A 12,509-nucleotide genomic window follows, 5' to 3' on the forward strand; every position below is an offset into this window, starting at 1 on the left:
GGTTACAGCTGAGGGCCAGCAGCAACCAAAGATTTGCCTTCTTCGTTGTCCGTGAACTTTTCGAAGTTCGCAACGAAGCGATTAGCAAGATCTTGTGCTTTCACATCCCAATCACCCGCGTCTGCATAGGTGTTGCGTGGGTCCAAAATATGTTGTTCTTGAACGCCCGCAAGTGCCGTTGGCATGGCGAGATTAAAGTATGGCAACTGAACAAATTCAGCGTCTTCAATGCTGCCGTCCAGGATAGAGTCAATAATGGCGCGGGTTGCCTGAATAGAAATCCGCTTGCCCGTACCGTTCCAGCCAGTGTTGACCAAATAAGCTTCAGCGCCAGCAGCTTCCATACGCTTTACCAAAACTTCAGCGTACTGGGTTGGGTGCAAGGTCAAAAATGCCGCACCAAAACAGCTCGAGAAGGTTGGCGTTGGTTCAGTGATACCGCGCTCGGTGCCAGCTAGTTTTGCGGTAAAGCCTGACAGGAAATAGTACTCTGTTTGCTCTTTCGTCAACTTCGACACCGGCGGTAAAACACCAAATGCGTCAGCTGTTAAAAAGATAACCTTTTGTGCGTGACCCGCTTTAGAAACTGGCTTAACAATATTGTCGATATGATAAATCGGGTATGAAACACGGGTGTTTTCAGTTTTCGAGCCATCATCGAAGTCCACACTGCTATCTGCACGCACGGTGACGTTTTCAAGCAACGCATCGCGACGAATCGCATTGTAAATATCAGGTTCTGCTTCAGCGGATAGATTAATTGTTTTTGCGTAACAACCGCCTTCGAAGTTAAATACGCCGTCGTCGTCCCAACCGTGCTCGTCATCGCCAATGAGTTGGCGTTTTGGATCGGTTGAAAGTGTGGTTTTACCAGTACCTGATAAACCAAAGAAAATTGCCACGTCACCATCTTTACCAACGTTTGCAGAACAGTGCATGGATGCAATGCCTTGCAATGGCAGGTAGTAGTTCATGATGGAGAACATGCCCTTCTTCATCTCGCCGCCGTACCAGGTACCACCAATTAACTGAATGCGCTCAGTTAAGTTGAAAGCGACAAAGTTTTCAGAGTTTAGGCCGTGCTCTTGCCATTTATGGTTGATGCATTTTGCACCATTCATAACCACAAAATCTGGCGTGAAGTTTTCCAGCTCTTCTGCAGAAGGACGGATAAACATGTTTTTCACGAAATGCGCTTGCCATGCAACTTCGGTAATGAACCGAACGGCCAGGCGTGTATCTTCGTTTGCACCGCAATATGTATCCACAACAAATAAACGCTTGCCTGATAACTGGCCGGTAACTGTTTCTTTTAAATCAGCCCAGATTTCCGGGGTAATCGCTTTGTTATCATTTTTACCCTGATCAGCCCACCACAGCGTATCTTTTGTGGTGTCGTCACGCACAATGTATTTGTCCTTTGGCGAGCGACCGGTAAATATACCTGTATCCACTGCAACAGCACCTTGGTCAGTCACAACGCCTTTTTCATAGCCTTGCAAATCAGTGCGTGTTTCTTCTTCAAACAATTGTTCGTAAGAAGGATTATGGACAACTTCAGTGACGTCTGTGATGCCATAATGGCGTAGATCCAGATCAGTCATGTAACGGACTCCTGCGGGTCTGGTTTGAGCATAAAATTTGAAAAGTAAACTTGGGGCGCGATTCTAACTTGAAATCGTCAAAAATAATAGTCTTACGTACCCGTTAGAGGCTAGAATGGCGGCTTTTACCGCAAAAATAATGGCTTAATTATGCGCGATAGTTTTCATACACGACTCGGTTTTATCCTCGCTGCGGCAGGTTCTGCAATTGGGCTTGGCAATATTTGGGGCTTCCCAACTCAGGTTGCGAACCACGGCGGTGCGGCATTCTTGCTCGTGTATTTGGTGGTGATTGTGGTACTGGCTGTTCCCGCTCTGTACACCGAATTAAGTATCGGCCACGCCGCACAGGCAAACCCCGTTAAAGCCCTCACTATGCTGAGTCAAACCAGTCGGCCCATCACTGCCGCAAGCGGGAAAACCATTGGTTACCTCAATGTTATTGGCGCAGTGTTGATGCTTAGCTTCTATCACTTAGTGGCTGCCTGGATGGTGGCTGAAGGCTTAACTTCGCTGCTTACGGCGCTTAATTTAACAGCACTGACGCACTGGACCGATACGCCATCGACCCTACGAGACATAATCCTATTGTTGGTATTTGTCGCCTTTACCTTCGGAATTGTGATTAATGGCGTACAAAATGGTATCGAACGCTGGGCGCGCAGATTAATGCCGCTACTGGTTGTTTTGTTGCTTGGGTTAATTGCCTTTATTGGCACTTTACCGGGCGCAAGTGATGGCTTTCGCGCTTACCTGGTTCCAGATTTTAGCAGCATGTGGAGCGCTGATCTGATTGTATCAGCCATGGGGCAAGCATTTTTCTCGCTCTCTATCGGCTTGGGCGGCATGATGATTTATGGCAGCTATTTAAGCAAAGGTACGCGCTTAGGCCGACTCACGTGGAGTGTTGCGGCGCTTGATACCTTGGTCGCTTTTCTTGCCGGTCTACTTATCATTCCCGCCCTTTATGTTGCGATGGCGCAAGGTTTGTCAGTTACCGAAGGTGAACAACTGATTGGCGAGGGCCGCCTGATTTTCCAAGTACTACCCGACTTGTTCGAGCAACTCGGTGCAGCCGGCGCTTGGCTTGGCTTCGGTTTCTTTGCTCTGCTCAGTATCGCAGCATTAACATCAACCATTGCCACAGCAGAAGTGCCTATTGCCTATGCCATTGAAACGCACCAGATATCGCGCCGCAAGGCAGCAGGCATCATTGCCGGCTGTATCAGTTTGATTGGTTGTGCATTAGTGATTTGGTTTGAACCGCTGTTTAATTGGGTTGTGACCTATGTCACGCAATTCCAACTGCCGCTATCTGGGTTGTTCTACTTCATCGTTCTGGGTTGGTTTTGGCAGCGCAGCAATCGTGTGCGCGAACTGGCCAGCACGCAGTGGCGCTATCGCCTATTATTTTGGCACTTGCGCTTAGTGTGCCCGCTGCTGTTAGCTTGGGTTTTCGTTGACGTCGCGCTATGAGTTTTAGCTCATTCGCGCGACTTGATCTTGGCCTCTAACGCAGCGGCAACACGCGTGTCGGTAAATTGGCGTACGTCACCGTGGTGAATGGCAACCTCTTTAACCAGCGTGGATGAGATAAACGAATTTTCCTCGGCGGGCGTTAAAAACACGCTTTCCAGCACTGGGTATAAACGTCGATTCATATTGGCGAGCTGAAATTCGTACTCAAAATCCGATACCGCCCGTAAACCACGTATAAGCACCGTTGCACCTTGCTCCTTGGCAAAGTCCACCAGCAAGCCACTAAAACCAACCACCGTAACGTTGGGGAGGTTAGCTGTTACTTCGCGAACCAACTCAACGCGTTCATCCAAGGTAAACATTGGCTTTTTGCTTGGGCTATTGGCAACACCAACCACAACTTCACTAAATAAATTGGCAGCACGCTCAATTAAATCGGCATGTCCGTTCGTAATCGGGTCAAAAGTGCCCGGATAAATAGCGCGTTTATGCATGAAATTTCTCCAGCCGTAGAAATGAGGATGCGCAGCCCCCCGCTAATCAGGTAAACTATGCAGTATCTTAACGGCTTAAGTGCATGAGCTTAAGTCTACCCGTAGGGTCCGAAGCACGGAGAATTACATGAAGCAAGATTTTTATCAACAACTTGAAACGCAGCTAGACGAGCTTAAACACGAAGGTTTGTACAAAAATGAGCGCATCATTTTAGGCGACCAAGATGCCGAAATTGAAGTCGGTGACGGTGAGTCAGTACTTAACTTCTGTGCCAACAACTACCTCGGTTTGGCGAACAGTCCTGAACTTATCAAGGCAGCGAAGCAAGGGCTTGATGAGCATGGCTTCGGCACTGCATCAGTGCGCTTTATTTGTGGTACACAGAATATTCATAAAACGCTTGAAGCAAAACTGAGCGCGTTTTTAGGCACTGAAGATACTATTTTATATTCATCGTGTTTCGACGCAAACGGTGGCCTTTTTGAAACATTGATGGGCCCGGAAGACGCGATTATCAGCGATGAACTGAACCATGCGTCAATTATTGACGGCATTCGTTTAAGTAAAGCCAAGCGTTATCGTTACAAAAACAACGACATGGCTGACCTTGAAGCGCAACTCAAACAAGCCAAGCTTGACGGTGCCCGCAATATCCTGATTGCCACTGACGGTGTTTTCTCAATGGATGGCGTTATCGCAAACCTGAATGGCGTATGCGACTTAGCTGACGAATACGGTGCATTAGTCATGATGGATGATTGTCATGCCACCGGATTTTTAGGTGAACATGGGAAAGGTACCCACGAATACTGCAACGTACTGGGCCGCGTCGATATTATTACCGGCACATTAGGTAAAGCACTAGGTGGCGCGTCAGGTGGCTATACTTCAGGTAAAAAGCCGGTAATTGACTGGTTACGCCAGCGTTCACGTCCGTATTTATTCTCAAACTCGGTAGCGCCAGCAATCGTTCAGGCTTCTATTCGCGTATTAGAAATGCTGGAAAACGGTCACGAGTTACGCAAAAAGTTGTGGGACAACGCCAACCACTTCCGCACTGAAATGACCAAAGCGGGCTTTACCCTGAGTGGCGCAGACCATGCCATTATCCCGGTGATGATTGGTGATGCACGCTTGGCTTCAGAAATGGCTGAACGGATGCTCAAAGAAGGCATCTATGTGGTCGGCTTTTCATTCCCTGTGGTACCACGCGGTAAAGCGCGGATACGCACACAAATGTCAGCTGCGCACACACGCGAACAACTGGACCGGGCAATTGATGCGTTTATTCGCATTGGTAAAGACCTTGGAATTATTTAACGTCGTCTCTGAAGGTAACGAATCATGAAAGCACTCGCGAAATTACATGCAGAACCTGGTATTTGGATGACCGACGTTGAAAAACCTGAATACGGTTACAACGATCTGCTCATCCGCATTAAGAAAACCGCAATTTGCGGCACCGATGTGCACATCTATAAGTGGGATGAGTGGTCGCAAAAAACCATTCCGGTGCCTATGGTTGTTGGTCATGAATATGTGGGTGTTGTTGAAGCCATGGGCGAAGGCGTTCGCGGCTTTGAACAGGGTGATCGTGTTTCAGGTGAAGGCCACATTACCTGTGGCCATTGTCGTAACTGCCGCGCCGGCCGTCGACACTTGTGTCGCAACACGGTTGGTGTTGGTGTTAACCGCCCAGGTGCTTTTGCCGAATATTTGGTGATTCCTGCTGACAACGCATTCAAATTGCCAGACGACATCAGTGATGATTTAGCGGCTATTTTTGACCCGTTTGGCAATGCCGTGCACACCGCGTTAGCTTTTGATTTAGTGGGCGAAGACGTGCTTATTACAGGTGCTGGCCCTATCGGCATTATGGCCGCAGCGGTCGCTCGTCATGTTGGCGCACGCCATGTGGTGATCACCGATGTGAACCAATACCGTTTAGATCTAGCCAAGAAAATGGGCGCAACACGCGCTGTTGATGTTAGCAAAGAAAACTTGAAAGACGTGATGAATGAGCTTGGCATGAAAGAAGGCTTTGATGTGGGCCTCGAAATGTCTGGCGTACCTTCAGCTTTTGCACAAATGCTTGAGACCATGAATCATGGCGGCAAAATCGCAATGTTGGGTATTCCCCCGCAGAGTGTCGCAATTGACTGGAACCAAGTTATCTTTAAAGGGTTAGTAATTAAAGGCATATACGGTCGGGAAATGTTCGAAACCTGGTACAAAATGGCAAGCTTGTTGCAATCAGGGCTCGATTTAACCCCAATTTTGACGCACAGTATGCCTGTAGATGATTTTCAGAAAGGCTTTGATATTATGACTTCAGGCCAATCCGGCAAAGTGGTGTTGGACTGGAGCTAATACAGCTCGACAAGTAAGGACACAAAGAATGGCTGATTTTAAACGCATTAATGCAACGACCGCGCACACCGTGTGGCAACAAGGCAACGCGCGTTTTGTCGACATTCGTGACCAGCGTTCATTTGAAGCGGGCCATATCCCTGGCTCGCTGCGCTTAACCGATGCGAACGTGCAAGAGTTTTTAGCCAATCTAGAAGACAATGTTGAAGTGGTGGTGGTTTGTTACCATGGCAACAGCAGTCAAGGCGCTGCGGAGTATCTGGCCCATCAAGGGGTAGAGCCTGTAAGCAGTTTAGATGGCGGAATGACAGCGTGGGCACAGTCGTTCCCCGATGCGGTGGAGCGCGGCTAAATGCAAAAACTACTGACCACCCGTGATGCCGATATGATGGCAAGCCTTTATCGCTACTTACAGCAGAACGGGGTGCCTGTTACGGTCAGTGAACATGGTAATCAGTTGGAGTTATGGCTGACAGTTTCCAGCTACCATGCCCATGCAAAAGCACTTATTCAAACCTTCAAAGAAAACCCACACCTGGCTGAGTTAACGGTGCAGGAAAACGCACAGCACGAAGCCGAAACTGTAGCACCGCCAGTCAGTTTTATCCGCACGTTACTGCAGCAAGCAGGATGGTTTACTGCCGGTTATGCGGCAGCCGTAATTCTCGTATTTATTGGCTTAATGACGCCACTGGCTGAATCAATTCTGAGTATTCTGCTGTTTAATCCGAATAATTTCGAAGCCCTACCATGGACACAGCCGTGGCGATTTATCACACCTGCCCTGCTGCATTTTAGCGTTTTGCATATCGTGTTTAACGTTTTTTGGTGGTGGTATTTGGGCGGACGATTTGAACGTTACTATGGCAGCAAATGGCTTATTTTAGCCTTCCTGTTTTGCGCGGTTATGTCGAACACGTCGCAATTTATTGAAAGTGGCCCCTACTTTGGCGGCTTATCTGGCGTAGTGTACGGTTTGTTCGGTATCGCCACCGTGGTGGGCTGGAATAATCCACGGCACCCGTTGTTTTTGCCGATAGGGTTAATTATTTTTATGCTGGCATGGTTGGTGCTCGGCTACACCGGCCTGTTGTGGGTTAACATTGCCAATACCGCCCATACTGCGGGCTTAATTGCAGGCTTGCTGGTTGGTGCTGGCATTCGAACTTTAACTAAATACAGCCGATAGTACCGCCTTATGCGCTTTCCTGAATTAGCGAACTTCGAATTTCCAATCGTTAGCCAAGGTCAGCAAGCAGATTGGCGTCGCGCGAATGCTGATACCCTGCCCGATAATTCAATTATTCGGCACTGGTTGCTTGACCCGGATTCGCTCACAGCAAAACTCAAACGCCATTGCCAAACATTCAGTGTCGAAGTTCTGGGGCAACATCCCGGGGTTATTCGGCCTGATGAAGCACGTTGGTTAGGCAACGTCAGCGAGGCGACCATTCGTGAAGTTATCTTATGTTGTGATGGCCAACCGTGGGTATTTGCGCGCAGCGTATTTCCACAAAGCGCACTTGACGAACAGGCATTAAAATTGGGGCAATTAGGGAACCAGCCATTAGGGGCTCACCTTTTTTCTCAGCCCGACTTAGCCCGCAGCGACATTGAAGTTTCTGCCTTTACACCGCGGTCCCGCATTGGTCAGTTGCATCAGTGTTTGAATTATCCACCCCAAACGCTGTGGGGTCGTCGCAGTTGTTTTACTGCTGCTGGTCAGCGCGTACTGGTTGCTGAAGTCTTTATCGGTGAATCCGTACCGGCACAACTTACACGCCTTAAGGAACAACAGCTATGATACGAGCAGGTCAATTTATTAGCGCATGCTGGCGTTTAATGCGTGCTGATCGCCCCATCGGTAGCTTGCTTCTTGGCTGGCCGACTTTGGTTGCCTTATTGATTGCTGGTAACGGTAACCCACCGCTGCGCACTGTGGTGTTGTTTATGCTCGGGGTTTTTGTGATGCGTTCAGCCGGTTGCGTGATTAACGACTATGCCGATCGCAACATTGACGGGCATGTGGCACGTACTAAATTACGGCCATTGGCAACGGGCGAACTGAAGCCTTGGCATGCGCTAGCGCTATTTGCTGTGTTGTTGTTGCTGGCGTTTATAATTGTGCTGCAATTTAACCAAGCCACCATTTTATTGAGCTTCGCGGCAGCAGCTGTTGCTACCTTGTATCCGTTTAGTAAACGCTTTACGCAGTTACCGCAAGTAATACTCGGCATAGCGTTCAGTTTCGGTATTTTGATGCCCTTTACGGCGCTCGATCAAGGCTTGCCGCTGGTAGCTTGGGTGCTGTTTTTCGCCAATATTGCGTGGACTGTGGCTTATGACACTGAGTATGCAATGGCTGATCGCGCGGATGACTTGAAAATTGGGGTGAAGTCCACCGCCATTTTATTCGCAGGGCACGACACCTTCGCCATTGCGGTACTGCAATTGATTACGATTGCGCTGTTGGGTTGGCTTGGGTATTTGTTGCTATTTAGCTGGCCCTATTGGGCAGGATTGGGCGTTATTGTACTGTTATTCTTATGGCAGCATTACCTTATCTGGTATCGCGAACCACAGCGCTGCTTTCAAGCCTTTTTGCACAACAACAACGTAGGCTGGGTACTCACCCTTGCTGTTGCTGCGCATTATTGGTTTTAGCGCCCGGCTTGCCTTAACGCGCCGCACTCACTAATTGCTGAACCGACTGCCTAATGGTCTGCAGCACGGCTGGTTCCAGCAACAAATCAACCGCATCGCTGAGCTCACCAACGCGATGGTCTGCCACCATTTCACCCGAGTCAGACATGGTGAAGTACCCCTCGGATTTCAGCGTCCCTATGAGTGCGCTGAGCACTTTCTTATCAAAAAACTCAGGCGCATTCACGCCGTGAACCGCACTAAGGCGCTCTGCTAGCTGCACGGAATTTTGCTCAAGCTCACTACGAGAAATCGGTTGGGCTTTTTGCAGTAACTCTAAAACAATTGCATAACGCTGTGCCGTTTCACCCGCGCTTCGGGCTAATAAAACAAGCTGCGAGTATGCTTGCGAGTCTCGCTTAGCAACCATAAACTCGCCAGGTTCAGGCTCGCTAAGCAAGCCACATTGCACATACTGTTCCAACAATGCACTGACCCACAATTTCATATCCGCCTGAGAATGGCTGATGAATAACTCACTGCGCAACAGCGGGTGCAACTGGGCCAACAACTGGCTTGCCTGTTCACCGCTAAAACGCTTATGCCCCAACGCAAAGGCCGCCAAAAGCGCCGGCACAATAACCATGTGCATAATATTGTTACGGTAGTAGGTCATCGCAATCGCGTTGGTGCCATCAAGGCGAATCAGCTCACCGATACCGTCTGACTCGACGATGAATTTGTCATGTTTTTTAGCCAGCTGCCACAGTGCCTCGCCGTCTTCCTCGGGCACATATGCGTCTTTGCTATACGGCACTTCGCCTAAAATTTGAGTGTAAAGGTTTAGCTGACTGACCAGCTCTTCGCGTGTTAATGCATGCTGTTCAGAACTCAGAATAGCTAACGCAGTTAAGTTCACGCTGTTTAATGCCGCTGAATTATTGATTCGACACATAATTTCATCAGCCAATAAATTAACGGTTGGCGTTAACCATTTCGGGCGTTCTGGCTCTTCTGCGCCAGTAGTAATTGACTCACGCCAATTCGGCTGAAGTTTTTCCAGTGCTTCACCGAGGTTAATCGGCTCGCCAAAGCTCACATAGCCTTGGCCAAAGTTACGTAAGTGACGCAAGCTGCCTATCACCTTCCAGACCGACTCTTTTTCTTTTGATTTACCTTTTAGTTCTTTTAAGTAAGTACCCACTTCCATGACATGTTCGTAGCCAAGGTAAACCGGAACGAGCGACATCGGACGCTGCTGACCGCGCAACATTCCCTGAACGGTCATCGCAATCATACCGGTTTTGGGTGCCAACAAACGACCCGTTCGGCTACGCCCACCTTCAGTAAAGTATTCAACCGGGTAACCTTTTTGGAATAGCCGGTTAAGGTATTCGCGAAACACCGTGGAGTACAGTTTGTTGCCGCGAAAGCTGCGGCGAATGAAGAATGCGCCACCGCGTCGGAATAGGGGGCCGGCCGGGAAAAAGTCCAGATTCACACCCGCAGCAATATGCGGTGGAACCAGACCTTCTTTGTAAATTACATAACTTAATAGCAAGTAGTCCATGTGCGAACGGTGGCAGGGGACATAAACAATTTCGTGGCCCGTTTCAGCCAGCTCGCGGATACGTTCGCCACCTTCAACATGAATACCGTTATAAATGCGACTCCAGCACCATGACATGAACCGGTCCAGCAAACGAACCAAGGTATCGCTGTAACTCGCTGCAATCTCGTGCAGATACTTTTCCGCTACTTTGCGCGCCTGCTGCTCAGTTATTTTTTTACTGCGTGCTTCATCTGCAATGGCTTGCTGTAACGCGGGCGTGTCGAGCAGGTCTTGAATAACCACCGCACGTTCCGTCATTTTAGGCCCGGCAATTGCGTGCCTTAAGCGGACGAAATGCACCCGCGCAACGCGCGCTAACTTATGCGCAAGATCTTGCGTGGAGCCGCGTTGTTCAGCCATTTCTCGCAATTGCACAGGTAAACTGGCGCGCAGCAAAATATGCCGCCCGGAAAACATCACCAGCCAGAACTTGCGCCAATGGCCGGGGTTATCAATATCGGACACCATGGTATGCCCCTGGCGTGGCTCTTGTCCGGGCTTGCGCCCCCAAAATAACCCGATAGGTACAACCTTAATGTTCAACTGGCTGTCTTTTTGATGCGCTGCAATCAGCTTTTCAAAGTCTGCGATGGCCTTTCGGGCGGAACCGTGATCAGTCTGATCAAGAAACATGACGCGGGCTAACTGCTGACCATTAATAATTAGTTCATCAGTCGGGTCCGGTAATCCAGCTTGTTTCAACGCCCGCTGTGCCACCAACATGTCGGTGGTTGACGTGGAACGCATTACATACACAACATTGTTGTCACCGACCACTTGCTGGGCAGTGTCATCCAAAATAATTTCGAAACGCGTTAACCAACGCACTGGCCAGTACATAATCGCGCGCCAAAAGCCTCTTAGACTCATCGAATATCCCCACTAATTACAGACGTATAAAGCATACCACTAATGATAAAAATTGTCTGACTGAAAAATTTTTGAACAAAAAAGTTGCGAAACCAAAACACCTGTATATACTCACAGTATCACTGTATAGATAAACAGGTATTCAGATGCGTCCATTAACACCGAGACAGCAAGAAATTTTGACCCTTATCAAAGACAATATCGATGCGACTGGCATGCCGCCTACCCGCGCTGAAATTGCGCAGCGATTAGGCTTTAAGTCGGCTAATTCTGCCGAAGAGCATCTCAAAGCGCTCGCTAAAAAGGGTGTAATCGAAATGATGCCGGGCATGTCGCGCGGTCTCCGCTTAATTGGAGTAGACGTTGAAGAGCTACCAGAAGGGCTTCCTTTAATCGGCCGCGTTGCCGCCGGTGAGCCTATTTTGGCGCAGGAGCATATCGAAAGTCACTACCAAGTTGACCAAAATTTATTTAAGCCACATGCAGACTTTTTACTTCGCGTAAACGGCATGAGTATGAAAGATATCGGGATTCTTGACGGCGACCTGCTCGCAGTTCATAAAACTCAAGAAGCACGTAATGGCCAAATCATTGTAGCGCGCGTTGAAGATGACGTAACAGTTAAACGTTTTGAGCGACGCGGCAACATCATTTTATTGCACCCGGAGAACGAAGAGTTTTCCCCCATTCAAGTCGACCTTACCCATCAGTACTTCACCATCGAAGGTTTGGCTGTTGGCGTCATTCGAAATGGAGCATGGTTATGAGAAACGAATTCACGAAACAATTTAACGACATCGGTTTTGATGTATGGTCAGCCGTTCCTGCACTGGAAACAACCACCAATAATCTAGATGATATTTTGCCGCGGTTGCACGCCCTGTCATTGCGTACAAATCAGTGGATTACCGTGATTGGCGCGCGTCGTGACCTTATTGAACAATTGGTCAGTGCGGGTATTAGCCGTTCACGGATTCGCTGGGTTCACGGGCGCAGTCAAGATGAACGTGAATGGGCAACTGAACAAGCCCTTTTGGCCGGAACCAGTAGCCTTGTATTAAGTTGGCTCGGTGAATTATCACCGCGTATGCAACAACGATTAAAAATGGCTAGCAAGGTTAGCCAAACGCACAGTTTCGTGTTTAATGATTTACCTTCACTCACCCCTCTCCACTAAACCTGCTTGTGAAGGTTGTCAGTTAGGGCTGCAGTTGCAGCCCTTTTTTTATACTTAGATGTAAAAATTCTTCGAATAGGCGGTTTCTTTTTCACCAGAAAATGGTATTTTGAATGCGCATTAACTGCTAACACAATAAATAAAAATAAAATTTGATACATAACAACAAAGGGTTAGTGGGAAAAAGATTTTCATTTGAAAAGCTGTTCCTTTTTCTGCTCCCCTCGTTGTTCTTCAGGCTCGCACTTCGGTGTATTCG

The 12,509-nt window shown here is 48.5% G+C and carries 12 protein-coding genes; 9 read left to right on the top strand and 3 right to left on the bottom strand.

The window, feature by feature from the left end; translation table 11 throughout:
- Window positions 1-2: 2 nt before the first annotated feature.
- Window positions 3-1,604 carry a phosphoenolpyruvate carboxykinase (ATP) gene (gene pckA, locus ACN0UN_RS07405; protein ID WP_417659424.1) on the bottom strand — a complete coding sequence of 534 codons (1,602 nt, stop codon included), beginning with the start codon at window positions 1,602-1,604 and terminating at the stop codon, window positions 3-5.
- Between the two features lie 150 nt (window positions 1,605-1,754).
- On the opposite strand from pckA, the gene ACN0UN_RS07410 reads away from it, so the two are divergent.
- On the top strand, window positions 1,755-3,080 hold the full coding sequence (locus ACN0UN_RS07410; RefSeq protein ID WP_417659425.1) for a sodium-dependent transporter: 1,326 nt from the start codon (window positions 1,755-1,757) through the stop codon (window positions 3,078-3,080).
- 8 nt (window positions 3,081-3,088) lie between these two features.
- On the opposite strand, the gene coaD is transcribed toward ACN0UN_RS07410, so the two are convergent.
- Window positions 3,089-3,577: a pantetheine-phosphate adenylyltransferase gene (coaD, locus tag ACN0UN_RS07415; protein WP_417659426.1), complete on the bottom strand. Its 489-nt coding sequence runs from the start codon at window positions 3,575-3,577 to the stop codon at window positions 3,089-3,091.
- A gap of 127 nt (window positions 3,578-3,704) precedes the next feature.
- On the opposite strand from coaD, the gene ACN0UN_RS07420 reads away from it, so the two are divergent.
- Genes ACN0UN_RS07420 through ubiA form a run of 6 tightly spaced genes read left to right on the top strand, consistent with a single transcriptional unit; the run spans window position 3,705 to window position 8,612 of the window.
- Window positions 3,705-4,898 carry a glycine C-acetyltransferase gene (locus ACN0UN_RS07420; protein ID WP_417659427.1) on the top strand — a complete coding sequence of 398 codons (1,194 nt, stop codon included), beginning with the start codon at window positions 3,705-3,707 and terminating at the stop codon, window positions 4,896-4,898.
- A 24-nt stretch (window positions 4,899-4,922) separates the two neighbouring features.
- Window positions 4,923-5,948 carry an L-threonine 3-dehydrogenase gene (gene tdh / locus ACN0UN_RS07425; protein ID WP_128352267.1) on the top strand — a complete coding sequence of 342 codons (1,026 nt, stop codon included), beginning with the start codon at window positions 4,923-4,925 and terminating at the stop codon, window positions 5,946-5,948.
- A gap of 28 nt (window positions 5,949-5,976) precedes the next feature.
- Complete coding sequence (gene glpE, locus ACN0UN_RS07430; RefSeq protein WP_417659428.1) at window positions 5,977-6,300, top strand: thiosulfate sulfurtransferase GlpE; 324 nt, start codon at window positions 5,977-5,979, stop codon at window positions 6,298-6,300.
- A complete protein-coding gene (locus ACN0UN_RS07435; RefSeq protein ID WP_417659429.1) occupies window positions 6,301-7,137 on the top strand; it encodes a rhomboid family intramembrane serine protease in 837 nt (278 codons plus the stop codon).
- A 9-nt stretch (window positions 7,138-7,146) separates the two neighbouring features.
- Complete coding sequence (locus ACN0UN_RS07440) at window positions 7,147-7,752, top strand: chorismate--pyruvate lyase family protein (protein WP_417659430.1); 606 nt, start codon at window positions 7,147-7,149, stop codon at window positions 7,750-7,752.
- Window positions 7,749-8,612 carry a 4-hydroxybenzoate octaprenyltransferase gene (ubiA, locus tag ACN0UN_RS07445; RefSeq protein WP_417659431.1) on the top strand — a complete coding sequence of 288 codons (864 nt, stop codon included), beginning with the start codon at window positions 7,749-7,751 and terminating at the stop codon, window positions 8,610-8,612. The genes ACN0UN_RS07440 and ubiA overlap by 4 nt, the downstream gene beginning before the upstream one ends.
- Window positions 8,613-8,625: 13 nt before the next feature.
- Here the strand turns inward: ubiA and plsB are convergent, their stop codons facing one another.
- Window positions 8,626-11,073: a glycerol-3-phosphate 1-O-acyltransferase PlsB gene (gene plsB, locus ACN0UN_RS07450; protein WP_417659432.1), complete on the bottom strand. Its 2,448-nt coding sequence runs from the start codon at window positions 11,071-11,073 to the stop codon at window positions 8,626-8,628.
- Window positions 11,074-11,219: 146 nt separating this feature from the next.
- Between plsB and lexA the strand changes: the two genes are divergently transcribed.
- Together lexA and ACN0UN_RS07460 are read left to right on the top strand one after the other, a co-directional pair.
- Window positions 11,220-11,840, top strand: a complete 621-nt coding sequence (gene lexA / locus ACN0UN_RS07455; protein WP_128352273.1) for a transcriptional repressor LexA — start codon at window positions 11,220-11,222, stop codon at window positions 11,838-11,840.
- Window positions 11,837-12,250, top strand: a complete 414-nt coding sequence (locus ACN0UN_RS07460; RefSeq protein WP_417659433.1) for an SOS-response cell division inhibitor — start codon at window positions 11,837-11,839, stop codon at window positions 12,248-12,250. Before lexA ends, ACN0UN_RS07460 begins: the two co-directional genes overlap by 4 nt.
- The last annotated feature ends 259 nt before the right edge of the window (window positions 12,251-12,509 follow it).

Origin of the sequence: Pseudidiomarina sp. (genome assembly GCF_048267825.1) — a bacterium.
In the GTDB taxonomy this organism is placed as follows: Bacteria; Pseudomonadota; Gammaproteobacteria; order Enterobacterales; family Alteromonadaceae; genus Pseudidiomarina.

Bases quoted from the DNA above. Each gene is read 5' to 3' on its own strand.
- ACN0UN_RS07460 (WP_417659433.1), top strand. From the start codon at position 11,837: ATGAGAAACGAATTCACGAAACAATTTAACGACATCGGTTTTGATGTA.
- tdh (WP_128352267.1), top strand. From the start codon at position 4,923: ATGAAAGCACTCGCGAAATTACATGCAGAACCTGGTATTTGGATGACC.
- ACN0UN_RS07435 (WP_417659429.1), top strand. From the start codon at position 6,301: ATGCAAAAACTACTGACCACCCGTGATGCCGATATGATGGCAAGCCTT.
- ACN0UN_RS07410 (WP_417659425.1), top strand. From the start codon at position 1,755: ATGCGCGATAGTTTTCATACACGACTCGGTTTTATCCTCGCTGCGGCA.
- ACN0UN_RS07440 (WP_417659430.1), top strand. From the start codon at position 7,147: ATGCGCTTTCCTGAATTAGCGAACTTCGAATTTCCAATCGTTAGCCAA.
- ACN0UN_RS07420 (WP_417659427.1), top strand. From the start codon at position 3,705: ATGAAGCAAGATTTTTATCAACAACTTGAAACGCAGCTAGACGAGCTT.
- ubiA (WP_417659431.1), top strand. From the start codon at position 7,749: ATGATACGAGCAGGTCAATTTATTAGCGCATGCTGGCGTTTAATGCGT.
- lexA (WP_128352273.1), top strand. From the start codon at position 11,220: ATGCGTCCATTAACACCGAGACAGCAAGAAATTTTGACCCTTATCAAA.
- plsB (WP_417659432.1), bottom strand. From the start codon at position 11,073: ATGAGTCTAAGAGGCTTTTGGCGCGCGATTATGTACTGGCCAGTGCGT.
- pckA (WP_417659424.1), bottom strand. From the start codon at position 1,604: ATGACTGATCTGGATCTACGCCATTATGGCATCACAGACGTCACTGAA.
- coaD (WP_417659426.1), bottom strand. From the start codon at position 3,577: ATGCATAAACGCGCTATTTATCCGGGCACTTTTGACCCGATTACGAAC.
- glpE (WP_417659428.1), top strand. From the start codon at position 5,977: ATGGCTGATTTTAAACGCATTAATGCAACGACCGCGCACACCGTGTGG.